The organism is Rhizobium sp. GW821-FHT14E12 (assembly GCF_058803745.1).
The window spans coordinates 289347-313008 of sequence record NZ_JBXAPH010000005.1; the positions used below are offsets into that span (position 1 = coordinate 289347).

At 63.7% G+C, this 23662-nt stretch carries 17 protein-coding genes; 5 read left to right on the forward strand and 12 right to left on the reverse strand.

Translation table 11 applies throughout. The features are described 5' to 3' along the window. Positions 1-38: 38 nt before the first annotated feature. The 4 genes from AC1RO0_RS20780 to AC1RO0_RS20795 all read right to left on the reverse strand — a co-directional run bounded on the left by AC1RO0_RS20780 (position 39) and on the right by AC1RO0_RS20795 (position 9080). A complete protein-coding gene (locus AC1RO0_RS20780) occupies positions 39-3146 on the reverse strand; it encodes an efflux RND transporter permease subunit (protein ID WP_498594684.1) in 3108 nt (1035 codons plus the stop codon). Continuing rightward, entirely contained in the window at positions 3143-6262 is a 3120-nt protein-coding gene (locus tag AC1RO0_RS20785; RefSeq protein WP_498594685.1) for a multidrug efflux RND transporter permease subunit, read from the reverse strand. Before AC1RO0_RS20785 ends, AC1RO0_RS20780 begins: the two co-directional genes overlap by 4 nt. Then, entirely contained in the window at positions 6259-7734 is a 1476-nt protein-coding gene (locus tag AC1RO0_RS20790) for an efflux RND transporter periplasmic adaptor subunit (protein ID WP_498594686.1), read from the reverse strand. Before AC1RO0_RS20790 ends, AC1RO0_RS20785 begins: the two co-directional genes overlap by 4 nt. 236 nt (positions 7735-7970) lie before the next feature. Beyond that, the gene (locus AC1RO0_RS20795) at positions 7971-9080 is read right to left on the reverse strand and encodes an RHE_PE00001 family protein (RefSeq protein WP_498594687.1); all 1110 of its coding nucleotides are present in this window, start codon (positions 9078-9080) and stop codon (positions 7971-7973) included. A gap of 173 nt (positions 9081-9253) precedes the next feature. On the opposite strand from AC1RO0_RS20795, the gene AC1RO0_RS20800 reads away from it, so the two are divergent. Further along, positions 9254-11752 carry a heavy metal translocating P-type ATPase gene (locus tag AC1RO0_RS20800; protein WP_498594688.1) on the forward strand — a complete coding sequence of 833 codons (2499 nt, stop codon included), beginning with the start codon at positions 9254-9256 and terminating at the stop codon, positions 11750-11752. 11 nt (positions 11753-11763) lie between these two features. Then, positions 11764-12156, forward strand: a complete 393-nt coding sequence (cueR, locus tag AC1RO0_RS20805; RefSeq protein WP_498594689.1) for a Cu(I)-responsive transcriptional regulator — start codon at positions 11764-11766, stop codon at positions 12154-12156. Positions 12157-12378: 222 nt separating this feature from the next. On the opposite strand, the gene AC1RO0_RS20810 is transcribed toward cueR, so the two are convergent. Further along, positions 12379-13569 (reverse strand): acetyl-CoA C-acyltransferase, encoded by a 1191-nt coding sequence (locus tag AC1RO0_RS20810; RefSeq protein ID WP_498594690.1) that lies wholly within the window; start codon positions 13567-13569, stop codon positions 12379-12381. A 183-nt stretch (positions 13570-13752) separates the two neighbouring features. Here AC1RO0_RS20810 and AC1RO0_RS20815 point away from each other — a divergent pair, with 183 nt between their 5' ends. Together AC1RO0_RS20815 and AC1RO0_RS20820 are read left to right on the forward strand one after the other, a co-directional pair. Then, entirely contained in the window at positions 13753-13980 is a 228-nt protein-coding gene (locus tag AC1RO0_RS20815) for a type II toxin-antitoxin system VapB family antitoxin (protein ID WP_498594691.1), read from the forward strand. Then, on the forward strand, positions 13980-14375 hold the full coding sequence (locus AC1RO0_RS20820; RefSeq protein ID WP_498594692.1) for a type II toxin-antitoxin system VapC family toxin: 396 nt from the start codon (positions 13980-13982) through the stop codon (positions 14373-14375). The genes AC1RO0_RS20815 and AC1RO0_RS20820 overlap by 1 nt, the downstream gene beginning before the upstream one ends. Positions 14376-14398: 23 nt before the next feature. Here the strand turns inward: AC1RO0_RS20820 and AC1RO0_RS20825 are convergent, their stop codons facing one another. The 7 genes from AC1RO0_RS20825 to hutI form a co-directional block, all read right to left on the reverse strand. After that, the gene (locus tag AC1RO0_RS20825) at positions 14399-14704 is read right to left on the reverse strand and encodes a hypothetical protein (protein ID WP_498594693.1); all 306 of its coding nucleotides are present in this window, start codon (positions 14702-14704) and stop codon (positions 14399-14401) included. Between the two features lie 103 nt (positions 14705-14807). Beyond that, positions 14808-16247, reverse strand: a complete 1440-nt coding sequence (locus AC1RO0_RS20830) for an MFS transporter (RefSeq protein ID WP_498594694.1) — start codon at positions 16245-16247, stop codon at positions 14808-14810. A gap of 165 nt (positions 16248-16412) precedes the next feature. After that, positions 16413-17075: a sulfite oxidase-like oxidoreductase gene (locus AC1RO0_RS20835; protein WP_498594695.1), complete on the reverse strand. Its 663-nt coding sequence runs from the start codon at positions 17073-17075 to the stop codon at positions 16413-16415. An 80-nt stretch (positions 17076-17155) separates the two neighbouring features. Then, entirely contained in the window at positions 17156-17719 is a 564-nt protein-coding gene (locus tag AC1RO0_RS20840; protein ID WP_498594696.1) for a HutD/Ves family protein, read from the reverse strand. 5 nt (positions 17720-17724) lie between these two features. Next, positions 17725-19410 (reverse strand): urocanate hydratase, encoded by a 1686-nt coding sequence (gene hutU / locus AC1RO0_RS20845; RefSeq protein ID WP_498594697.1) that lies wholly within the window; start codon positions 19408-19410, stop codon positions 17725-17727. Position 19411: 1 nt separating this feature from the next. After that, on the reverse strand, positions 19412-20947 hold the full coding sequence (gene hutH / locus AC1RO0_RS20850) for a histidine ammonia-lyase (RefSeq protein WP_498594698.1): 1536 nt from the start codon (positions 20945-20947) through the stop codon (positions 19412-19414). Further along, positions 20944-22215, reverse strand: a complete 1272-nt coding sequence (gene hutI / locus AC1RO0_RS20855; protein WP_498594699.1) for an imidazolonepropionase — start codon at positions 22213-22215, stop codon at positions 20944-20946. The genes hutH and hutI overlap by 4 nt, the downstream gene beginning before the upstream one ends. A 101-nt stretch (positions 22216-22316) precedes the next feature. Here hutI and AC1RO0_RS20860 point away from each other — a divergent pair, with 101 nt between their 5' ends. Then, entirely contained in the window at positions 22317-23660 is a 1344-nt protein-coding gene (locus AC1RO0_RS20860) for a formimidoylglutamate deiminase (protein ID WP_498594700.1), read from the forward strand. Positions 23661-23662: the final 2 nt, after the last annotated feature.

A 23662-nucleotide genomic window follows, 5' to 3' on the forward strand; every position in this document is an offset into this window, starting at 1 on the left:
CCAAAGCTGGCAGATCAAGCTGCCGCCCATAGCCGGGTTCAGATCGATGAGGAAATGACCGGCGGGGCTGGCTCCTGCTTCGCCGACCACCGGCTGTGGAGCTTGGCGAGCATCAGATAGATGATCGGCGTCGTATAAAGTGTCAGGATCTGCGAGACGACCAGGCCACCTACGATGGTGATCCCGAGCGGACGGCGCAGTTCCGCCCCGGGACCCGTGGCGATGATCAGCGGGATGGCGCCCATGAGTGCCGCGAGCGTCGTCATCAGGATCGGGCGGAAGCGTTTCAGGCAGGCCTGGTAGATCGCCTCTTCCGACGACAGGCCGAGCTTGCGCTCGCCCTGAAGTGCGAAATCCACCATCATGATGCCGTTCTTCTTGACGAGGCCGATCAACAGGATGATGCCGATGAAGGCGATGATCGTCAGCTCCGTGCCGCTGATGACCAGTGCCAGCAGCGCGCCGAGACCGGCAGACGGCAGTGTCGAAATGATCGTCAGCGGATGCGCCAGGCTCTCATAGAGAATGCCAAGGACGATATAGACCGTCAGCAGTGCCGCCAGCAGCAGCAGCGGCTGGCTGCCCGAGGATTGCGTGACGCTGGCGGCATCGCCGGCGAAATCCGCGTGCAGCTCGTCGGGCAGATGCATCTCCAGCACCGCCTTCTGAATGGCATCATTCGCTACTTGCAGCACGCTGTTGAGCGCCAGATTGTAGGAGATCGTCACGGAGGGATATTGCCCCTGGTGATTGACCACCAGCGGCGCCAGCGTTCGCTGGATCGAGGCGACGGCGCTGAGCGGAACCTGGATGCCGCCGGACGCCGGAACATAGAGCTTGGAGATATCGTGAGGATCGCGGGCGTAGTCGGGATTGGCCTCCAGCACGACGCGATACTGGTTGCGCTGGGTGTAGATCGTCGAAACCTGCCGCTGCGCGAAGGCATTGTTAAGCGCCGCGTCGATCGACTGGATGCTAACGCCCAGCCGCGAGGCCTCGCTGCGATCGATGTTGACCGTCGCCTGCAGACCGTTCGGCTGCCGGTCGGTGGCCACATCGGTCAATTCCGGCAGCGCCTGCAGGCGCTCCAGCACCTTCGGCGCCCATTCCACCAGCTCGTCGTAATTCGCGCCCCAGATCGTGAACTGATATTGCGACTGCGACTGACGCGCCCCGGCGCGGATGTCGCCCGGCGAAAACAGGAATGTGCTAAGGCCCGGAATGGCCATTAGCTGCTTGCGCAGCCGGTCGATCACCTCCGCGGTCGATGCGCGCTCCGATTCCGGCTTCAGCGAAATAAACAGCTGCCCGCGATTGACCGAGCTGGAAAAACCGCCGCCACCCACGGACGAACCAACCCCGGAGACGGCCGGGTCCTTGCCGACGAGCTCGGCGGCCTGCAGCTGCAATTTGACCATGGCCGGGTACGAAATATCCGTCGCCGCCTGCGTGCCGCCCTGAATGAAGCCGGTATCGTCCTGCGGGATGAAACCCTTCGGCACCTTGACGTAGAGATAGGCGGACATGACGACGCAGGCGAAAATGACGAGGACGGACAGCACGCGATGATGCAACACCGCCTTCAGCGTCCGGCCATAGAAATTCGTAACCGCGCCGAGCGTTCCCTCGACGATCCGGGCAAACAGGCCCGGCTGGGCTTCCATGTCGTGCGCCCGCAGGCGATGGCCGCAGATCATCGGCGTCAGCGTCAGCGACACCAGGGTGGAGACGACGATGGTGAAACCGAGCGTCAGCGAAAAGGTCTGGAAGAACCGGCCGACGATGCCGCCCATGAAGAACAGCGGAATGAAGGCCGCCAGCAGCGACAGGCTGATCGAAACCACGGTGAAGCCGATCTGCTTTGCCCCCTCGAGCGCCGCCCGCATCGGTTTCATGCCGCTTTCGAGATTGGCGTAGATGTTCTCGATCATCACGATGGCATCGTCGACGACAAAGCCAACGGAGACCGCGAGCGCCATCAGCGACAGATTGTCGATCGACAGCCCGAAGAGCCACATGGCGGCAAAGGTGCCGCACAGCGACAACGGCACGGTAACGCCGGCTGCAAACGTCGGCGTGGCACGACGAAGAAATGTGAAGACCACGGCCATGACCAGGCAGATGGTCGCCACCAGCGTCCACTGCATGTCGGTGACGCTGGCATGGATCGTCGTTGTGCGGTCGGAGAGAACGGCAATGTGGATACCGGCCGGGATCAGCCGTTGCAGCTCCGGGATCAGCGTCTTGACGCCGTCGACCGTGGCGATGACGTTGGCGTCCGCTTCCTTGGTGATGTTGAGCAGCACGGCAGGCTTGCCATCGAACCAGGCGTCGGAGCGGCTGTTGCGTACACCCGGCTCGACCGTGGCAATATCGGAGAGGCGCACGGCCGTGCCGTCGCCGCTGCGCACGACGAGACGGCCATAGGCCTCGGGCGTCCGCAACTGGCTGTTCAGGGAAATCGAGAAAGCGGCGCTGCTGCCGTCGATCGAACCGGCCGGGCCGAGCGTACTGGCATTGACGATCGCCGTTCGTACATCGTCCAGCGCCAGACCCATGGCTGAGAGACGATCAGGATCGAGCCTGACGCGAACGGCCGGTTGATCGGCACCGCTGACCGACACCTGCCCGACGCCATCGACTTGCGATATGCGCTGCACGGCGATGGTATCCGCCGCGTCATAGATAGCGCTTGCCGGCACGGTGTCCGAGGTCAGCGCCAGGATCAGGACGGGAGCTGCGGCCGGATTGATCTTGCGGAAGGAGGGCAAGGTCGGCAGATCGCCGGGCAGGTCGGTCGCCGCCGCATTCAGCGCCGCCTGCACGTCCTGCGCCGCGCCGTCGACGCTGCGCGACAGATCGAACTGGGCGACGATGCTGCTGGAGCCGAGTGAGCTGACGGAGGTCAGCTGCGTGATGCCGGCAATGGTGCCGAGATGCCGTTCAAGCGGTGCCGCAACGCTCGCCGCCATGCTGGCGGGGTCGGCGCCGGGGCGGCTGGCAGAAACGACGATGGTCGGCAAGTCGACGGTTGGCAGGCTTGCCACCGGCAGGAAGCGATAGGCGACGATGCCGAGGATCACCAGCCCGATCGCCAGAAGCGTCGTGCCGACAGGACGTTTGATGAACGGCTCGGAGAGGTTCATGTCTCGCCACCCACAATATCGTCCAGCTCCGGAGCGGGCGTGCCGGTCGGCCGACCGACGATGCGGGCACGCAGGTTCTCGAAGGCGAGATAGATCACCGGCGTCGTATAGAGCGTCAGAAGCTGCGACAGCACCAGGCCACCGATGATGGTGATGCCGAGGGGAATGCGCAGCTCCGCTCCCGTGCCTTGCGCCAGCGCCAGGGGCAACGCACCGAAAAGTGCCGCCAGCGTCGTCATCATGATCGGGCGGAAGCGGAGGATCGAGGCTTTCAGGATCGCCTCGCGCGGCGGCAGCCCCTCCTTGCGCTCGGCCTCCAGCGCAAAGTCGATCATCATGATCGCGTTCTTCTTGACGATGCCCATCAGGAGCACGATGCCGATCAGCGCGATGATCGACAGGTCCTGACCGAACAGCATCAGCGCCAGCAGCGCCCCGACGCCCGCCGACGGCAGGGTCGAGAGGATCGTTATCGGATGCACGGCGCTTTCATAGAGCAGGCCGAGAACGATGTAGATGGTCACGACAGCCGCGAGGATCAGCCAGGGTTCGCCGGCCAACGACGAGGCGAACTCCTCGGCATCGCCGGAATAGCTGCGCTGGATGGTATCAGGCATGCCGATATCCTGCTCGGCGGTCTGGACCTCGGCCACGGCATCGCTGAGCGAGGCGCCTTTGGCGAGATCGAAGCTGATGGTCACGGCCGGAAACTGCTCATCGTGACTGATGACCAGTGGCGCCGTCGCAAACGTCGCCGTGGTGAAGGCATTGAGCGGCACCTGCGTGTCGCTGGCGCCGGCGACATAGAGCTTGTCGAGCGATTTCGGGTCCGCCTGATATTGCGGCGCCGCCTCCAGGATGACGCGATACTGATTGGCCTGACCATAGATCGTGGCGATCTGCCGCTGGCCGAAGGCGTCGTTCAGCGTATCGCTGACCGCCTGCATCGAGACGCCGAGGCGCGAGGCGGTCTCGCGATCGACATCGACGAAGATACGGCCGCCGCCCATCTCGACTTCCGAGGAAACGTCGATCAGCTTCGGGCTCTCCTGCAGCCGCTTCGCCAGTTTCCCGGCCCAGTCGACCACGGTCGCGGTATCCGTGGCGGTCAGCGTGTATTGATAGGGCGCGCGGCTGGCGCGCGTGCTGATCGAAATGTCGCGCACGCTCTGGAAGGTGACGTGGATGCCCGGCAGATCCGCCACTTCGTCGCGCATCCGGTCGATGATCTCAGCGGCTGAATCGCTGCGCTCGCTCCTCGGCTTCAGCACGAGGCTGAGATTGCCGGTGTTGAGCGTCAGATTGCTGGCGCTGGTGCCGATGACCGAGACGACGCCCGAGACATCAGGGTCCTTGCGCAGCCGATCGGCGACCGTTGCCTGCGTCTGCTTCATGGCTTCGAAGGAGGTGGTCGGCTCCGTCTCGATGACGGCGGTGATCAGGCCGGTATCCTGCGGCGGCAAGAAGCCCTTGGGGATGACGACATAAAGCGCGATGGTGGCGACAAGCGTTACCGCCGTGACGATCAGCATCAGCGCACTGCGATCGACCGCCCAGACGAGGCTACGGCGATAGCCTTCGATCATCCACTCCATGAAGCGATCGGCACCCGCCAGGAAACCGCTGCGATGCTCCTTGGGCTTGCGCAGGATGCGGGCGCACATCATCGGCGTCAACGTCAGCGAAATCACCGCCGAGACGACGACGGCGATGGTCAGCGTCAGGGCGAATTCGCGGAACATGCGCCCGACGATGCCGGTCATGAACAGCAGCGGGATGAAGACGGCAACCAGCGAGACGGTCAGCGAGATGATGGTGAAGCCGATTTCGCCGGCGCCCTTCAGCGCCGCCTGCATCGGGTTCTCGCCCTCCTCAATGTGGCGGGCGATATTCTCGATCATCACGATGGCGTCGTCGACGACGAAGCCGGTGCCGATTGTGAGCGCCATCAGCGAGAGATTGTCGAGGCTGAAGCCGGCAAACCACATGACACCGAAGGTCGCGATCAGCGACAGCGGCAGGGCGACGCCGGCGATGAAGGTCGCCGTTACCGTGCGCAGGAACAGGAGCACGACGAGGATGACGAGACCGATGCTGACGACAAGCGTCCATTGCACGTCATGGATCGAGGCGCGGATGGTCTCGGTGCGATCGTTGACGATGTCGATCGAGATGCCGGCCGGCAGCGCCTGCTTCAGTCGCGGAATCTGCTTCAGCACGCCCTCGACCGTCTGGATGACGTTGGCACCCGGCTGGCGCATGATGTCGAGGATGACGGCGGGTTTGCCCTGATACCAGGCGCCGACGCGGGTATTCTCCAGCCCCTCGACGACGGTGGCGACATCCTTCAGCTGCACGGGCGCATTGTTGCGATAGGCGACGATGATGGATCGGTAGATGGCGGGATCGACGATCTGGTCGTTGGCAGCCAGTGTGAAGCTCTGGTTCGTGCCGTCGAGAGCACCCTTGGCGCCGGCAACGCTGGCATTGGTGATCGCCGTGCGCAGGTCCTCCAGCGCCAGCCCATAGGAGGCAAGGCGCGGCAGGTCGGCCTGGATGCGGATGGCGGGCTTGACGCCGCCCTGGATGTTGACGTCGCCGACGCCGGTGACTTCGCTCAGCCGCTGCGCCATCATCGTATCGGCGAAATCGCTAAGCTCGCGGATCGAATAGCTGTCGGAGCGCAGCGCGAGCGTCAGGATCGGCGTATCGGCCGGGTTTACTTTCGAATAGGTCGGTGGATAGGGCAGCGTGCGCGGCAGCGTCGAACCGGCGGCATTGATCGCCGCCTGCACGTCCTGCGCCGCCCCATCGATATCGCGGCCGAGATCGAATTGCAGGGTGATCTGGCTGATGCCGAAGGCGCTCGACGACGTCATCGACGCCAGCGATGGGATCTGGCCGAGCGGCCGCTCCAGCGGCGCGGTCACCAGAGCCGCCATGGTATCGGGATCAGCTCCGGGAAGCTGCGTCGTCACCTGGATCGTCGGAAAATCCACCTGCGGCAGCGGCGCGATCGGCAGGAACAGAAAGCCGAGAATGCCGCCCAGCAGGACGGCCACCCCAAGAAGCGAGGTGGCGACCGGCCGGGAGATGAAGAGCGACGAGACGTTCATTGCTGCGGCGCTGGCATGGCGGTTGAATTGGTGGAAGCCGCCGCACCGCCATCCGCATTGGGAGCGGGATTGGCAGCATTGCCGCCATCGGCGTTCTGTTTGCGATGACCGCCATTGCCGCTGCCCTGGCCATTGTGCTGGCGATACGGCCGCTGCCCGTCATTGGCCGCATTTCCATCGGTCTGGGCCGCAGTGCCGGCAACCGGTTGCCCATCAGCGTTCGGCGCGGCCACAGCCGGTGCTGCCGCTCCGGTACCGGCGGAAATCTGCACTTTCGACCCATCCTGCAGACGGGCAAAACCGGTCGTCACCACCTTGTCGCCCGCGGCCACACCATTGGTGATGACGGCCTGCACATCATCCTGCTGGCGCACCGTCACCGGCTTCATGGCGACCGACTGATCCTCGCGGATGATATAGACGAAGGTGCCGTTCGGTCCGCGCTGTACGGCGGCGGTCGGAATGACCGTGACGCCCTTCAGTGTCTCGACCAGCAGGCGGGCATTGACGAAGGCGCCCGGCCAGAGCGCCAGCTTGTCGTTGGGGAAATTGGCCTTCAGCTTGACCGTACCGGTCGTCGGATCCACCTGATTGTCGACCACCGCCAGCGTGCCGTTATCGACCACCGTCTGACCATCGCTCGCCATCGCCTGAACGGAAAGCGCGCCGGCGGCACTTGCGGCGTTGACGCGGGCAAGCTGCTGCTGCGGGACGGAAAAGAGCACGGAGATCGGCCGGATCTGCGATAGCGTGACGATGCCCGTCGTGTCGGAGGAGCTGACGAGATTGCCGATGTCGACATTGCGGATGCCGGTGCGCCCGTCGATCGGCGCCTTGATCGTCGTATAGTCGAGCGTCGCCTGCGCACTTTCGATGGTGGCCTGATCGACCTGGACCTGCGCCGTATATTGAGCGACCAGCGACAGCTGCGTATCCACCTGCTGCTGCGTGCCCGAGGCGCTCTTGACCATGAGCTGATAGCGGGCAAGATCGCGCTGTGCGCCGGCGAGCAAGGCTTCGTCCTGTGCCTTCTTGGCAATCGCCTGATCAAGCTGGGCCTTGTAGACCGCATCGTCGATGCGGGCGATTACGTCACCCTTCTTGATGTCCTGGCCTTCGTCGAAATCGATTTCGACAATCTTGCCGTTGACCTGCGCGCGCACCGTGACCGTGTTCAGCGCCTTCACCGAGCCGACGCCGTCGATATAGACCGGTACGTCGGTGCTTGTCGCATCCGCCGCCAGCACCGGAACAGGCCCGCTGAACTGCGAGAGGCCGCCGCGCCGTCCGCCGCCGCCCTGGCGTTGACCACTCCGGCGTTCGCCCTGGGCCTGCTCGCCGGGTGCCGCCGTGCCTTGAATGCCAAGCAGGCGCTCCGCACCGCCAAGCCAGCGATCCCGCGTCGCGTAGGCGCCATAAGCCACGGCGCCAATCACGACTACCGATATCAGGACCCGAAATGTCCGAGCCATCAATACACCTTCCTTCAGGGCGCCCGGCTTTCAAACATTCCGCCGACGCAATTGAGCGCGACTTTAGCTTGCATCGCCCCACATAGGAATTTGGTTAGGCCATTAAATTTTGTCCATTTTCGCGTGGCTTAGCTTAACAAACTGTCACATTGAGCAAAAACTAGGGTTGTGGTTGCAAAAGGACAGACGACAGCGCACGTCCCCGCTGTTCTCTCGGAAATCCGGTCCTTGCCGGCCTAAAGCACACCCCAGCCGCGATAACGCCCGCGCCCGGTCATTTCCCGCACGCCGAGTTCGGCCACAAGGTTAAGCGCGCCGCGAGAGGTGACGCCGGCATGGCGGGCGATCATCTTGGCGGAAACGATCGGCCGCGACAGCACAATCTCGATGACGCCGGGCAGGCTGCTGTTCGACCTTCGATCCTTCAGCCGTCGCTCCATCTGCAACTTGGCAAGCGACAGGCGATCGAGCTCCTTCAGCCCCGCATCGGCCGAAAGCGCCATGGCCTCGAGAAAGGCCAGTAGACGCGTGGTGCGATCGGGCGCGCGACGGCGTTCGTGGCGAACGGATTTCAGGCCGACATTCAGGCAGAGAAGATGCGAGGCGACCTTGCCGCGGCTGCGCAGATAGGCGCTGACCAGCAGGCTGCCTAGCCAATGCTGCCGCCGCAGCGGCTCGATCCGCTCCCAGGCATCGAAAAGCACAGCAGCACCGAGAGCAGGCGGCAGAAGATCGGCCTGGCGGATGACGGCACGCCAGCTCTCCAGCCGCTCGCCTTCGTCCCAGTCCTCGTCATGAACCAGCCCCAGCGGATCGTCAACGCTCTGAGGCCGGGCATCTGGAAGCTCTCCATTCAACACCTGATCGGAACGGGCGATCACCGCATCGATCTCGGCAAAGTCCACACCGAAATCATCTTCGTCCTCGTTATTTTCTTCCAAGTCCGCTTCCATGCCTGGGACGGGCGCAGGACGCGGTGTCGCGGTTTCCTCGATCTCACCGATATCGCCACGCAGCGTCGCAAGGCCTGCGGCCTCCAGCCCCCAGGAAGGCTCGGCGTTCCATAGCCGTCGCCGGGTGCGCAGCACGGCATGGGCAATGGTCAGCTCATGCGTCGGCGTGCGGGCATCCATGCGCGCGTCATGCAACACCAGATCCTCGACATGCACCAGTTCGCCGCCGACCCAGAGCGCGCCGACCGCATCGAAAAAATGCCCGCGCTCGCGGAAACCATCGGCGACCACATGCCGCAAGACCCGCTCATCCAGCCGCGCCAGCATATCCTCCGCTTTGGTCATCGCGGGCAGGAGCGTCGTCAACGGTAGGGAGGAAAGATCATATCGCATTGGAATCACATGATTGCTTCGATCTTGCGGAACTTATCACTGTGCGAGGCATCGGGCCAGAAAACACCCTCTTTCAACTGTGGACAGGATTTCCTATTTTTCCGCTTGACCTTCCAGTGACAGGAAGGTTCATAAACCTGTCCGACGCTCACTTTCGGGCATTGGAGTTTTCCATGGCATTGCATGACGAACATGATCACAGCCATCACGGCCACGATCACCATCACGGCGAACAGCAGGACGCGGTGATCCGCGATCCCGTCTGCGGCATGACCGTCGATCCCAAGGCCGGCAAGCCGTCGCTCGACTATCACGGCCGCATGTTCCATTTCTGCTGCGACGGCTGCCGGAAGAAATTCGAGGCGGCACCGGAAAACTATCTGACCGCCAAGGATCCGATCTGCGGCATGGATGTGGATCGCGCCAGTGCGCGGCATTTCCTGAAACATGAGGGCGAGAAATTCTACTTCTGCTCCGCCGGCTGCAAGGCGAAGTTCGAGGCCGATCCCACCGCCTATCTCGACGGCAACAGGCCGGCACAGATACCGGTGCCGAAGGGCACGCTCTATACCTGCCCGATGCATCCCGAGGTCATCAGCGATCATCCGAGCGATTGCCCGAAATGCGGCATGGCGCTGGAGCCGATGGGTGTCCCCGCAGCCGATGAAGGCCCGAACCCGGAGCTGGTCGACTTCACCCGCCGGCTCTGGATCAGCGCCGCGCTATCGCTGCCGCTTCTGATCCTCAGCATGGGTCCGATGCTCGGCCTGCCGCTGCGCGGCCGGATCGGCGAGCCCACCGCCACATGGATCGAGCTTGCCCTGGCGACGCCGGTCGTGCTCTGGGCTGCCCTGCCCTTCTTCCGCCGCGCCTGGAATTCGCTGGTCAACCGCAGCCCCAACATGTGGACGCTGATCGGCCTCGGCGTCGGCACGGCCTATCTCTACAGCCTGGTCGCCACATTGGCGCCCGGCCTGTTCCCGACGGGCTTTCACGGCCACGGCCAGGCCATACCCGTCTATTTCGAGGCGGCCTCGGTCATCGTCGCGCTGGTCTTTGTCGGCCAGGTGCTGGAGCTGAAGGCGCGCGAGCGCACCGGCTCCGCGATCCGCGCACTGCTCGATCTCGCCCCCAAGACCGCGCGGCGCATCAGCGCCGACGGCAGCGAGACCGATGTGCCAGTCGATCAACTCCAGGCCGGCGACCGGCTGCGCGTGCGCCCCGGCGAGCGCGTGCCGGTGGACGGCTCCGTCGTCGACGGACAATCGACCATTGACGAATCGATGATCACCGGCGAGCCACTGCCGGTCGAAAAGGCCAAGGGCGATGCGCTGACGGGCGGCACGATCAACAGGAACGGCACGCTGATCATGTTGGCCGAAAAGGTCGGCGCGGACACGACGCTGTCGCGTATCGTCGAGCTCGTCGCCAAGGCGCAGCGCTCACGCGCGCCGATCCAGACGATGGTCGACGGCGTCTCGGCCATCTTCGTGCCCGCTGTCGTCGCCACCGCCATCGTCACCTTCATCCTATGGGCAATGATCGGACCGGAGCCGCAGCTGGCGCATGCATTGCTCGCCGCCGTCGCCGTGCTGATCATCGCCTGCCCCTGCGCGCTCGGGCTCGCAACGCCGATGTCGATCATGATCGCCACCGGCCGTGGCGCACAGGAGGGCGTGCTGGTGCGCGACGCCGTGGCGCTGGAGCGCTTCGCCAAAGTCGACACGCTGATCGTCGACAAGACCGGCACGCTGACGGAAGGCAGGCCCAACCTCACCGATGTCATCACCGCCTCCAACATCGACGAAGCCCGCCTGCTGTCGCTCGCCGCCAGCCTCGAGCGCGGCTCCGAACATCCGCTGGCCGAGGCCATCGTTGCCGGGGCCGAAGAGCGTGGCACGACCTTTGTCGACATAACGGGCTTTACCGCGAAAACCGGCAAGGGCGCGGAAGGCCGCGCCGGCGATACCGCGATCGCACTCGGCAATGCCGCGATGATGGCCGATCTCGGCGTTGCGACCGATATGCTACAGGCTGAAACGGTACGCCTGCGCGGCGAAGGCAAGACGGTGATGTTCGTCGCCGTCGATGGTCAATTGGCCGGCCTCGTCGCCGTCGCCGACCGCATCAAGCCGACGACATCAGCTGCAATCAAGGCGCTGCACGACAGCGGGTTGAAGATCATCATGGCAACGGGCGACAACGCCCAGACCGCCAAGGCCGTCGCCACAAGTCTCGGCATCGACGATATCAGGGCCGACCTGTTGCCCGAAGGCAAGAAGGCACTGATCGACGAATTGCGGACCAAGGGCCGCATCGTCGCCATGGCCGGCGACGGCATCAACGACGCGCCGGCTCTCGCCGCCGCCGATGTCGGCATCGCCATGGGCACCGGCGCCGATGTTGCCATGGAAAGCGCCGGGATCACGCTGGTGAAGGGCGATCTCAACGGCATCGTCCGGGCGCGGCATCTCTCCGAAGCGACGATCCGCAACATCAAGCAGAACCTCGCCTTCGCCTTCGGCTACAATGCGCTCGGCGTGCCGCTCGCCGCCGGCGTGCTCTACCCGGTCTTCGGCCTGCTCTTGTCGCCGATGATCGCGGCGGCGGCCATGAGCCTGTCCTCGGTCTCGGTCATCGCCAATGCGTTGAGACTGCGGCTGGCAAAATAGGGAGAGTTCAGATGAATATCGGCGAAGCATCCGGCCGCTCCGGCCTGCCGGCCAAGACCATCCGCTACTACGAGGATATCGGCCTCATCCGCCCCGATCGCGGCGGCAACGGCTACCGCGACTACGGCGCCGACGACGTGCACAAGCTGCGCTTCCTCCACCGCTCCCGCAGCCTCGGCTTCTCCGTCGATGAGTGCCGGCAACTGCTGGCGCTCTACGAAGACAAGAGCCGCGCCAGCGCCGACGTCAAGGATATCGCCTCGTCAAAGCTCACCGAAATCGACCGCAAGATCCGCGAGTTGACCGAACTGCGCCGCACCCTCGAGCATCTGGTGCATGCCTGTCATGGCAATGCGCGGCCGGATTGTCCGATTTTGGAGGAGCTGTCGGAGCGAACGCAATAGTGCCGAGCCACCCGCCCTCGCCCTTCGAGGCTCCGGCCTTCGGCCTACGCACCTCAGGGTGAGGGCTAATCTTTTCGACGAACGTCGGGCCAGCCCCGCCTCAGAGTGAAGACTGAGCCTTTGGCAAGTGACGCGTTCTCTCCACCTCATCCTGAGGTGTTCAGACGGTGAAGCGATAGCGGAAACGACTGAGCCTCGAAGGACGAGGCGGCCCCATACCCTTCAGTTCACCCGCTCCACCGCAATCGCCGTCGCCTCTCCCCCACCGATGCACAGCGCCGCGACGCCGCGTTTTGCGCCCTGGCGCTCCAAGGCATGCAGCAGCGTCACGATCAGCCGTGCGCCCGTAGCGCCGATCGGGTGACCGAGCGCGCAGGCGCCGCCGTTGATGTTGAGGCGGTCGCGGGCGATGCCGAGGTCCTTGGCGGCGGCCATGGCGACGACGGCGAAGGCCTCGTTGATCTCGAAGAGATCGACATCGCCGACCTTCCAGCCGGTCTTTTCCAGCACCTTGCGGATCGCCGGGATCGGCGCCGTCGTGTACCAGGCAGGCTCCTGGGAATGGGTGGCATGCGCCTTGATCTCGGCGAGGATCGGCAGTCCCTCGCGCTCGGCAGTCGAGCGCCGGGTGAGGATCAAGGCTGCCGCACCATCGGCATTGGCCGATGCGCTGGCGGCCGTAATCGTGCCGTCCTTGCGGAAGGCCGGCTTCAGCGTCGGGATCTTTTCCGGCGAAACCTTCTGCGGATGCTCATCCTTGCCGATCGTCACCGGGCCACCCTTGGCGGCAACGGAAATCGGGGTGATCTCGGCCTCGAAAGCGCCGGTCTCGACCGCGTTGCGGGCACGCGTCAGCGTCTCCACGGCATAGGCATCCTGATCGTCGCGGCTGAACTGATAGGCTTCGACCGCCAGCTCGCCGAAATCGCCCATCGAGCGGCCCTTCTCATAGGCATCCTCCAGCCCATCGAGCATCATATGGTCGAAGATGCGGTCATGGCCCATGCGATAGCCGCCGCGCGCCTTGGCGAGCAGATAGGGGGCGTTCGACATCGATTCCATGCCGCCGGAGACCGCGATGGAAGCGGAGCCGGCCAGGATCAGATCATGCGCCAGCATGGTCGCCTTCATGCCGGAACCGCAGACTTTGTTGATGGTCGTGGCGCCCACCGCATCCGGCAATCCCGCGCCCCGCGCCGCCTGGCGTGCCGGGGCCTGCCCCTGTCCCGCCGGCAACACACAGCCGAACAGCACCTCGTCCACCTTCTCCGCCGACAATCCGGCCCGTTCCAGGGCCGCGCGAATGACATGGGCGCCAAGCTCCGGCGCCTGCAAGGATGACAGCTCCCCCTGGAAGCGGCCAAGCGGCGTGCGCGTGGCGGAAACGATGACGACGGGATCGATTGCGGACATGATGGCTCCTCCCAGCCTGCAATTTCAGAATCGACGTTATAGCTAGCACGTTAGATGATGTTCGTCATATAAATATCTCGGAAACATCCTTTCGGAAAGATGGTGGCATCGCTACAGCAATGCCGATTGTTCTCCTCGCGGACATGCCCTATGGATATCCCAATCTCAAAAAATGGATATCTCATGCCCCTCTATATCAAGGACGATGCCATCGACCGGCTGGCGCGGCGTTATCAGGCGTTGACGAAAAGCTCGACCAAAACCGAAGCCGTGCGGCTGGCATTGCAGAAGGCGCTGGACGAGGAACTGACCAAGCCGGCGCTTGCCGATGTCGCCGTCGCCTTCTGCCGCAATCTCAAGCAGAAGGCCGCGGACAAAGCCGCCGGTGGCAGCACGGCGGGAGACGCCTGATGCTCATCGACACCTCGGTATTAACGGCAATGATGACAGATGAAGGGGAAGCTCGCCGCTTCGCCGTCCGCATGCAACCCGCGACCGCCCGCATGACCACGCCGATGGCAGCGGCTCAGGCAGCGATCGATATCGCCGCGCGCCTCGGCCTGACGGCTACCGAGGCCGGCGACGCGGTACGGACTTTTCTGCAACTGATGAACATCCAGCTCCTGGCCATTCCGCCGCGCGCCGCCTTTCTCGCGGTCGAAGCATATGATCGCTTCGGCGAGGGCCGCCATCCAGCGGCGCTCAGCCTTGGTGATTGCACGACCTATGCCTGCGCGCGCTATTATCGCCAGCCGCTATTGTCGAAAGGCGACCAATTCAGCCGGACCGATATCGAGGTGGCCTAGGCCACCCGACGCATTAGTGCCCGTCAGGGGCAAAGCGAGGCTGAACCTGCGGTATACGAGTTCGAGCGAGCACCCACGGAGTTCGGGGCGGCAGCGCATTGCAGCCGGGAGATGGAATCGCCGGCGCGGATCGGGCCTGTCACCGAAGGGTCGGTGTTGATCGTGCCATCGGGCAGGATCGCGTCCTTCGAGTGGTCGATATTGCCGACATCGGCTTGTGCGGCGTCGACCTTGAGCCGCTTGGGGTGATGCTTGTGCACCGGCTCCGCCCAAGCCGTGCTGGACATGCCGATGACGAGAGCCGAAATAGCGAGAGTTTTGAGCAGCATGAGACTGCCTCCTATGGGAGTTGAAGCCCTATCTATATGGGGCCAGACGCGCCGATTTACAGCGGTGGGCAGAGCAAATATCGCAAGAGTTTGAGGGGCCAGATCACGCCTTGATCTTGTGCCGCGATACCTCCGCGCCGGCATCGTGTCGCAGGCTGAGGAAGCGCAGCGACGAGACCGCGCCGATCAGGGCGATCACCAGGAAAGCCCAGCGGAAATCGATGAGGGAAAGCGTCTCGCCGCCATGAATGGTGCGCGAGAGATTGAGCACGGCGGCGGCAACGGCAACGCCGAGCAGCAACGAAACCTGCTGCAGCATGCTCGACAGGGTCGAGGCGGAACTGCGCTGCGACGCGTGGATATCGGCGAAGCCCAGCGTGTTCAGCGCGGTAAAATTCATCGAGCGTGACAGGCCGGCGGCGAGCAGCAGACAATAGATCAACCAGTTGGAGGTCGATGGCGACAGCAACGCGAAGCAGCCAATGCTGACCGACGAGATCAGACCATTGATGACAAGCACGTTGCGGAAGCCGAAGGTTTTCAGCGTCTGCGTCGTGATCGCCTTCATGCCGAGATTGCCGGCGAAATAGAAGAGCAGATAGGTGCCGGCGTCGATCGCGGTCAGGCCGAAACCCACCTGAAAGAGCAGCGGCAACAGAAAGGGCGTGGCGTTGATCGCCAAGCGGCTTGCCGTGCCGGCCGAAAGCGTCGACATGGCGAAGGTCTGCACCTTGAAGGCGGAGAGATCGAGCAACGGCGCCTCAACCCGCATGAAATGCCGGGTGGCAATGACGGAAAACACCGCGCCGGCGGCAATCAGCCCGACGCTGACCGCCAGGCCCGTCGTCCCCTGTACGACGAATTCGAGGCCGGCGAGCATGAAGGTCAGCCCCGCTGCCGACTGGAAGAAGCCGACGAGATCGAGCCTTGCCACCTTCTCCTCGCGCTGGTCCGGCACGAAGCGCAGGACAAGGACGAGCCCGATAATGCCGATCGGAATGTTGATCAGGAAGTTCCAGTGCCAGCTCAGATAGGTGGTGATGAAGCTGCCAAGAATGGGACCGATGACAGGCGCCGTCAGCGCCGGCCAGGTGATCATCGACATGGCATGCACCAGATCGGATTTGCGGGCGTTTTTCAGCACGATGATGCGGCCGACCGGCGTCATCAGCGCGCTGCCGATGCCCTGCACGGCGCGGGCGATGACAAATTCCGTAAGATTGCCGGAGAGACCGCAGAACAACGAGGCGACGGTGAAGAGGGTGATCGACGCCAGGAACACCCGCCGGGCGCCATAACGATCCCCCGCCCAGCCGGCCAGCGGCACGAAGGCGGCCATGGTGAGCAGGTAGACCGTGATGCCGATGCTCATCGACACCGGCTCGATGCCGAATGTCCTGGCCATCTGCGGCAGCGACGTCGTGACGATCGTGCCGTCCAATATCTGCATGAAGAAGGCGACGGCGACGACGAAGGCGATGATGCGGGATTGCCGGCCGAAACTTTCCTCGGAAGGCTGCTCTGTGGTCTGAACGACGGTCATGGCATGGGATTTCGGAGATGGTGTTATGGATAGCCGGGCGTGCCCGACAGCAATCATATGATCAATGCATACGCCCATCGCCGCTGGTTGCAAAGCCGCAATCGAACCCCGGAGCCATTAAAAATATGCCCGATCCCATAAGAAAGACGGCCGGGGACGGCGACCTCAGTCGTCGGAATAACGCTGCTCGCGCCAGGGATCGCCGTACATATGATAGCCGTTCTTCTCCCAGAAGCCGGCCCTGTCGGCACCGATGAGCTCGATGCGCATCAGCCACTTGGCACTCTTCCAGAAATAGAGATGTGGTACGACGAGCCGCATTGGCCCGCCATGCTCGCGCGTCAGTGGCTGCCCCTCCCAGGCGGTGGCGAGGATCGCGTCCTCGGCGGCAAAATCGGCAAGCGGCAGGTTGGTGGTGTAGCCGTCATAGCTGGTCAGCAGCACATGATGCGCCTCGGCCGTCGGCATGGCGAGATCGAGCAGATCGCGCGTCGAAACCCCTTCCCAGCGATTGTCGTAGCGCGACCATGTGGTGACGCAGTGGATGTCGCTGACCTTGCTGCTTTGCTCTATCGCCTGGAAAGCAGTCCAATCGAGGCTGAGCCGCTTTTCCACGAATCCGAACACATCGAGCCGCCAGCTCGACAGCGACACTTGCGGCTGCTCTCCGAGATCGAGCACCGGCCAGTTCTTGACCAGATGCTGCCCCGGCGGCAAACGCTCCGTTTCCGGCCGGCTGATCCGCCCGGTCAAGAACTTGCCCTCGGCCGCCCAGCGGCGCTTGGAAGTGGTGAGCTTGCTGTCGGTGGGGATCTGATCGTCGCTCATCGAGGCATCCCTGTTGCTGAGAAGCAATAGGATATCCGGGGCCGGCAGGTGTCAAGCGGGATGCAGAGCTTGGATGCGGACTAGACCCCGTGAAGCTCGATCACAAATAACTGCGCCATTCCTGAAATCGAATGCTGCGTTCCCGCGGCTGCCTCGACAAGCAAACAATCGCCCGCCGAAAGCGTCCCATCACCAATATCGAGATGCCCGCGATGGCAGAGAACCAGCGCCGTCTCGCTGCCGAGCGCGAGTTCAGCACTCCCATCAACACGGACGCGCCGCACCGAATGCGATAATCGCCCCCGCCGCGTCATCACATTGAGGTCGGTGATCGCACCATCCACCAGCGTCGCCGATGTCGGCGCGTCCGCCGCAAATGGCAGCGGATCGCTCTCCTGTGTCAGAAGCACAGGCTTGCGCCCCTCGATGAAGAGCGTCATACCCTCACCTTCGAGGATAGATAGTGTACGATCAATGCCGGGAAAGACCGAGAACGGCCCATCCGTGGCAACCGTCGCCATGCTGACGCGCCAGTCGAAATCGGCAAGCCCCGCGCCGTCGGGCGAGACGGCGATTTCCACCGTCTCGCCGCCGCCGTTTTTCCAAGGCATGCGCTTGTAGTCGCTGGCGCACAATATCCGCATGGAGATCAGTTCCCCAGGATGCCCGGCAGCCGCAGGCCCTTGTCCTTGGCGCAATCGATCGCGATGTCGTAGCCCGCATCGGCGTGGCGCATGACGCCGGTCGCTGGATCGTTCCAGAGAACGCGTTCGATACGGCGGGCCGCGTCGTCGGTGCCATCGGCGCAGATGACCATGCCGGAATGCTGGGAGAAGCCCATGCCGACGCCGCCGCCGTGATGCAGCGACACCCAGGTGGCGCCGGACGCGGTGTTGAGCAGGGCATTCAAGAGCGGCCAGTCGGAGACGGCATCCGAGCCGTCCTTCATCGCTTCCGTCTCGCGGTTCGGCGAGGCGACGGAGCCGGAATCGAGATGGTCGCGGCCGATGACGACAGGAGCCTTCAGCTCGCCGTTCTTGACCATTTCGTTGAAGGCAAGGCCGAGACGTTCACGATCACCGAGACCGACCCAGCAAATGCGCGCCGGCAGACCCTGGAAGGCGATGCGCTCGCGTGCCATGTCCAGCCAGTTGTGCAGATGAGTGTTGCCGGGGGTGAGTTCCTTCACCTTGGCGTCGGTCTTGTAGATATCCTCCGGATCGCCGGACAGCGCCGCCCAACGGAAGGGGCCAATGCCGCGGCAGAACAGCGGGCGGATATAGGCCGGCACGAAGCCGGGGAAGGCGAAGGCGTTTTCAAAGCCTTCCTCCTTGGCGACCTGGCGGATATTGTTGCCGTAGTCGAGCGTCGGCACACCGGCGTCCCAGAAGGCGACCATGGCCTCGACATGCACCTTCATCGAGGCGCGGGCGGCGGCTTCCACAGCCTTCGGATCGCTCTCGCGCTTGGCTTTGTGTTCGGCCACTGTCCAGCCGAGCGGCAGGTAGCCGTTCAGCGGATCATGCGCCGAGGTCTGGTCGGTGACGATATCAGGGCGCGGACCACCAGCCTTCATGCGCTTGACCAGTTCCGGGAAGATTTCGGCGGCATTTCCGAGCAAGCCCACCGATTTGGCTTCGCCGGCCTTCGTCCATTTGTCGATCAGCGCAAGCGCTTCGTCGAGGCTCGTTGCCTTCTCGTCGACATAGCGGGTGCGCAGGCGAAAATCGATGCGGGTCTCGTCGCTTTCGACGGCAAGGCAGCAGGCGCCGGCCATGACGGCCGCCAGCGGCTGCGCGCCGCCCATGCCGCCGAGGCCGCCGGTCAGGATCCACTTGCCCTTGAGACTGCCGTTATAATGCTGACGGCCAGCTTCGACGAAAGTTTCATAGGTGCCCTGCACGATGCCCTGCGTGCCGATATAGATCCACGAGCCGGCGGTCATCTGGCCGTACATGGCAAGACCCTTCTTATCCAGCTCGTTGAAGTGATCCCAGGTCGCCCAGTGCGGTACGAGGTTGGAGTTGGCGATCAGCACGCGCGGCGCGTCCTTGTGCGTGCGGAACACGCCGACCGGCTTGCCGGACTGCACCAGCAGCGTCTCTTCCTCGGTCAAGGTCTTCAGCGTCGCGGCGATACGGTCGAAATCCTCCCAGGTGCGGGCGGCGCGGCCGATGCCGCCATAGACGACCAGTTCGTTCGGATTTTCCGCAACGTCGGGATCGAGATTGTTCATCAGCATCCGCAGCGGCGCTTCGGTCATCCAGCTCTTGGCGTTGAGCTCCGGACCGCGAGGGGAGCGGATTTCGCGGATGTTATGGCGTGGGTTGGTCATGTCATATCTCCAGGGAAGGCAGAATATCGGCGGATACGGATGCGTTGAGCGCGCCGGAGGCGACGAGGTCGCTGGCGGCCTTGAGGTCGTTTGCCATGTAGCGGTCTACATCGAGCGTCGGCACGACACTGCGGATGGTGGCGATGGCAAGGGTCAGTTCGGGGCTGGTGATCAACGGCGCGCGAAACTCGACGCCCTGCGCCGCCGTCAGCGCCTCGATGCCGATGATTCCGAAAAGATTGTCGGTCATCTGCAGGAGACGACGCGCGCCGTGGCAGGCCATGGACACATGGTCTTCCTGATTGGCGGAGGTCGGTGTCGAATCGACGGAGGCCGGATGCGACATCTGCTTGTTTTCCGACATCAGCGCCGCCGAGGTGACTTCGGCGATCATCAGGCCGGAATTCAGACCGGGTTTCTTGGCAAGGAAGGCCGGCAGGCCGTAGCTCAGCGCTGGATCGACCAGAAGCGCGATGCGGCGCTGCGAGATCGCGCCGATTTCGCAGACGGCAATGGCGATCTGATCGGCGGCGAAAGCCACCGGCTCGGCGTGGAAATTGCCGCCGGAGACGACGGAATTATCGGAAAGCACGAGCGGATTGTCAGTGACCGCATTGGCCTCGATTTCAAGCGTACGGCTGACCGAGCGCAAGAGATCGAGGCAGGCGCCGTCGACTTGCGGCTGGCAGCGGATGCAATAGGGATCCTGCACCCGTTCGTCGCCCTCGATATGGCTTTCACGAATGACCGAGCCGGCCAGCAGGCCTCGAAGGGCGGCGGCAGTGTCGATCTGGCCCTGATGGCCACGCAGCGTATGAATATCGGGATGGAACGGCGCGGAGGAGCCCATGGCGGCATCCGTCGACATGGCGCCGGTGATCAATGCCGCCTGCGCGGCGCGATGGGCGCGGAAGAGGCCGGCGAGCGCGAGCGCGGTCGAGACCTGCGTGCCGTTGATCAGCGCCAAGCCTTCCTTGGCGGCGAGCACGACCGGCGTCAGCCCGGCCTTTTCGAGCGCAGCAGCACCATCAAGCCGTTCGCCGGCATAAAAGGCCTCGCCATGGCCCATCATCACGGCCGTCATATGGGCGAGCGGCGCGAGATCGCCGGAAGCGCCGACCGATCCTTTCTCGGGGATAACCGGCACGACGCCCTTGGCGAGCATCGCCTCGATCAGCCGCACCAGCTCCAGGCGCACGCCGGAGGCACCACGGCCGAGCGAGACCAGCTTCAGCGACATGATCAGGCGGACGACATTCTCCGGCAGCGGTTGGCCGACGCCGCAGCAATGCGACAGGATCAGATTGCGCTGAAGCGTGGCGACATCGGCGCTGTCGATCTTGATCGAGGCCAGTTTGCCGAAGCCGGTGTTGATGCCATAGACCGGCGCATTGCCGGCGGCGATTTCGGCAATGCGGGCGGCGGCCTTGAGTATACCCGCATCAAAGGAGGCATCGAGCTTGGCCGGCTCGCCGGTCCAGTAGATGGCGGCCAGCTGCTTCAGCGAAACAGAGCCCGGATGAAGAGTAATGGTCATCGGTCGAACCTTTCGCCCTTGAAAACGTCGCCCTTGAAAACATGGGCATGAAGCGGATTGAAGCCGATGCGATAGACAAGCTCGGCGGGGCTTTCGATATCCCAGATGGCAAAATCGGCCGACTTGCCGGCTTCCAGCGTGCCGGTTTCGGCCAGCAGGCCAAGCGCACGAGCACCTTCGCGGGTGGCGCCCGCGATGCATTCCTCAACCGTCAGGCTGAAAAGGGTCGCGGCCATGTTCATGGTCAGGAGCATCGAGGTCAAAGGCGAGGTGCCGGGATTGCAGTCGGTGGCGATGGCGATCGAAACGCCGGCCTCGCGAAGCGCCTGGACCGGCGGCTTCTGCTTTTCATGGATGGCATAGAAAGCGCCGGGCAGAAGGACAGCCACCGTGCCGGCCGCCGCCATGGCCTTTACGCCGTCCTCGTCGAGATATTCGACATGATCGGCAGACAGTGCGCCATAGGAGGCGGCAAGCTTGGCGCCGCCGAGATTGGAGAGCTGCTCCGCATGCAGCTTCACCGGAATGCCGAGCGACTTGGCCAGATCGAAGACGCGGGCAATCTCGGCGGGCGAAAAGGCGATGCCCTCGCAGAAACCGTCGACAGCGTCGGCCAGACCCTCGGCATGCGCCTGTTCCAGGCCCGGCAGCACGACATCGGTAATATAGTCGCCGTTGCGGCCCTTATAGTCGGCGGGCGTCGCATGCGCGGCAAGATAGGAGGTGACGACACGCACCGGGCGGACCTTTTCCAGTCCGCGGGCAGCCTGCAACATCTTCAATTCGGACTCGATGCTGAGGCCATAGCCGGACTTCACCTCAATCGTGGTGACGCCTTCGGCCAGCAGCGTATCGAGGCGCGGCAGGGCGGCTTCGATCAGCCCATCGACGGAAAGAGCCCGGGTCGCATTGACGGAGGAGACGATGCCGCCGCCGGCCCGCGCGATTTCTTCGTAGCTTGCGCCTTGTAGCCGCATTTCAAACTCGCGGGCACGGTTGCCGCCGTGGATGATATGCGTGTGGCAATCGACCAGACCGGGCGTGACCCAGCGTCCCTCAAGATCGACGCTTTCGGCATCGCCAGTGTCAGGCAGATCGCTTTCGTGACCAACGAAAACGATGCGGCCATCTTTGGTCAAGATCGCACCCTTCTCGACAATGCCGAGCCCCGGCGCATCCTCCTTCAAAGTCGCCAGACGAGCATTGCGCCAAAGGCAGCTCTTGCCACCGGACTTCACGCTATCTTCGGAAAAATTGTTCCCACGCATCAGCTTTACGCCTTTCCTCATGGGTTCATAATGTATATACATAATAAAAAGCCTGACAAGAGGGATTTTGGACTCGGCATCCAAAAGGAAAGGGTTAGACCATGACGAAACTCCATGCACGCTCGGCACTGCTTCGCGATGGCTGGCAAGAAAATGTCCGGATAACCCTGGACGCCGGCCGCGTTAGCGGCATCGAAGTGGGCGTTGCGGCAGAGGCCGGCGACGAGCGGCATGAGGTTCTGGTGCCCGCCATGCCGAACCTGCACAGCCACGCCTTCCAGCGCGCCATGGCTGGCCTTGCCGAGGTCCGTGGCCCGGCGAATGACAGCTTCTGGAGCTGGCGCACCGTCATGTACAAATTCGCGCTGTCGATGACCCCCGATCATGTCGAGGCAGTGGCGGCCCAGCTCTACATGGAAATGCTGGAAGCCGGCTTCTCCCGCGTTGGCGAATTCCATTATCTACATCACGACAAGGACGGCAGCCCCTATGCCAATATCGCCGAGATGGCGGAACGCATCGGTGCTGCCAGCGCCGAGACCGGCATCGGGCTGACGCTGCTCCCCGTCTTCTACGCCCATTCCGGCTTCGGCGGTGCCGCCCCCATCGACGGCCAGCGCCGCTTCATCAATTCGCTCGACCAGTTCGAGGCATTGATGGCCGGCTGCCGGACGATCGTCGGCCAGTTGCCCGGCGCCGAACTCGGCCTTGCGCCGCATAGCCTGCGGGCAGCAACGCCAGAAGAGCTGGAAAAGCTCGTACCACTGGCGGGCGGCGGACCGATCCATATCCATGTCGCCGAACAGGTGAAGGAAGTCGAGGATTGCATCGCCTGGTCCGGCGCGCGGCCGGTGCAATGGCTGCTCGATCACGCCCCGGTCGACGAACGCTGGTGCCTGATCCATGCAACCCACATGACCAACGACGAAACACGGCGGATGGCGAAAAGCGGCGCGATCGCCGGCCTCTGCCCGATCACCGAAGCCAATCTCGGCGACGGCGCCTTTCCCGCGCCGTTGTTCCTGGAAAAGGGCGGCCGCTACGGCGTCGGCTCGGATTCCAATATCCTGATCTCGGTTCCGGAAGAACTGCGCCAGCTCGAATATTCGCAGCGCCTGGCGCTCCGAGCCCGCAACGTCGTCGCCACATCGGGCGGCTCGACGGCGCGCACGCTGTTCGACCATGCGCTTGCCGGCGGCGGCGTGGCACTGAAAGCGCCGGCCGGGCTAGCTCTCGGCCATTATGCCGATCTGGTTTCGCTCGACGTCAACGCCGTGCCCTATCTCTCGGGCGACCAGATCCTCGACCAATGGATGTTTGCTGGCGGCGTCACCGTCGACTGCGTCTGGACGCAGGGCCGCAAGCAGGTCGAAGGCGGCCGTCACGGCAAGCGTAAGGCAATCTCGGACCGGTTCCGCGCCGTCATGTCCGAACTAATCGGTTGAAA

Bases quoted from the DNA above. Each gene is read 5' to 3' on its own strand.
- AC1RO0_RS20780 (WP_498594684.1), bottom strand. From the start codon at position 3,146: ATGAACCTCTCCGAGCCGTTCATCAAACGTCCTGTCGGCACGACGCTT.
- AC1RO0_RS20785 (WP_498594685.1), bottom strand. From the start codon at position 6,262: ATGAACGTCTCGTCGCTCTTCATCTCCCGGCCGGTCGCCACCTCGCTT.
- AC1RO0_RS20790 (WP_498594686.1), bottom strand. From the start codon at position 7,734: ATGGCTCGGACATTTCGGGTCCTGATATCGGTAGTCGTGATTGGCGCC.
- AC1RO0_RS20795 (WP_498594687.1), bottom strand. From the start codon at position 9,080: ATGCGATATGATCTTTCCTCCCTACCGTTGACGACGCTCCTGCCCGCG.
- AC1RO0_RS20800 (WP_498594688.1), top strand. From the start codon at position 9,254: ATGGCATTGCATGACGAACATGATCACAGCCATCACGGCCACGATCAC.
- cueR (WP_498594689.1), top strand. From the start codon at position 11,764: ATGAATATCGGCGAAGCATCCGGCCGCTCCGGCCTGCCGGCCAAGACC.
- AC1RO0_RS20810 (WP_498594690.1), bottom strand. From the start codon at position 13,569: ATGTCCGCAATCGATCCCGTCGTCATCGTTTCCGCCACGCGCACGCCG.
- AC1RO0_RS20815 (WP_498594691.1), top strand. From the start codon at position 13,753: ATGCCCCTCTATATCAAGGACGATGCCATCGACCGGCTGGCGCGGCGT.
- AC1RO0_RS20820 (WP_498594692.1), top strand. From the start codon at position 13,980: ATGCTCATCGACACCTCGGTATTAACGGCAATGATGACAGATGAAGGG.
- AC1RO0_RS20825 (WP_498594693.1), bottom strand. From the start codon at position 14,704: ATGCTGCTCAAAACTCTCGCTATTTCGGCTCTCGTCATCGGCATGTCC.
- AC1RO0_RS20830 (WP_498594694.1), bottom strand. From the start codon at position 16,247: ATGACCGTCGTTCAGACCACAGAGCAGCCTTCCGAGGAAAGTTTCGGC.
- AC1RO0_RS20835 (WP_498594695.1), bottom strand. From the start codon at position 17,075: ATGAGCGACGATCAGATCCCCACCGACAGCAAGCTCACCACTTCCAAG.
- AC1RO0_RS20840 (WP_498594696.1), bottom strand. From the start codon at position 17,719: ATGCGGATATTGTGCGCCAGCGACTACAAGCGCATGCCTTGGAAAAAC.
- hutU (WP_498594697.1), bottom strand. From the start codon at position 19,410: ATGACCAACCCACGCCATAACATCCGCGAAATCCGCTCCCCTCGCGGT.
- hutH (WP_498594698.1), bottom strand. From the start codon at position 20,947: ATGACCATTACTCTTCATCCGGGCTCTGTTTCGCTGAAGCAGCTGGCC.
- hutI (WP_498594699.1), bottom strand. From the start codon at position 22,215: ATGCGTGGGAACAATTTTTCCGAAGATAGCGTGAAGTCCGGTGGCAAG.
- AC1RO0_RS20860 (WP_498594700.1), top strand. From the start codon at position 22,317: ATGACGAAACTCCATGCACGCTCGGCACTGCTTCGCGATGGCTGGCAA.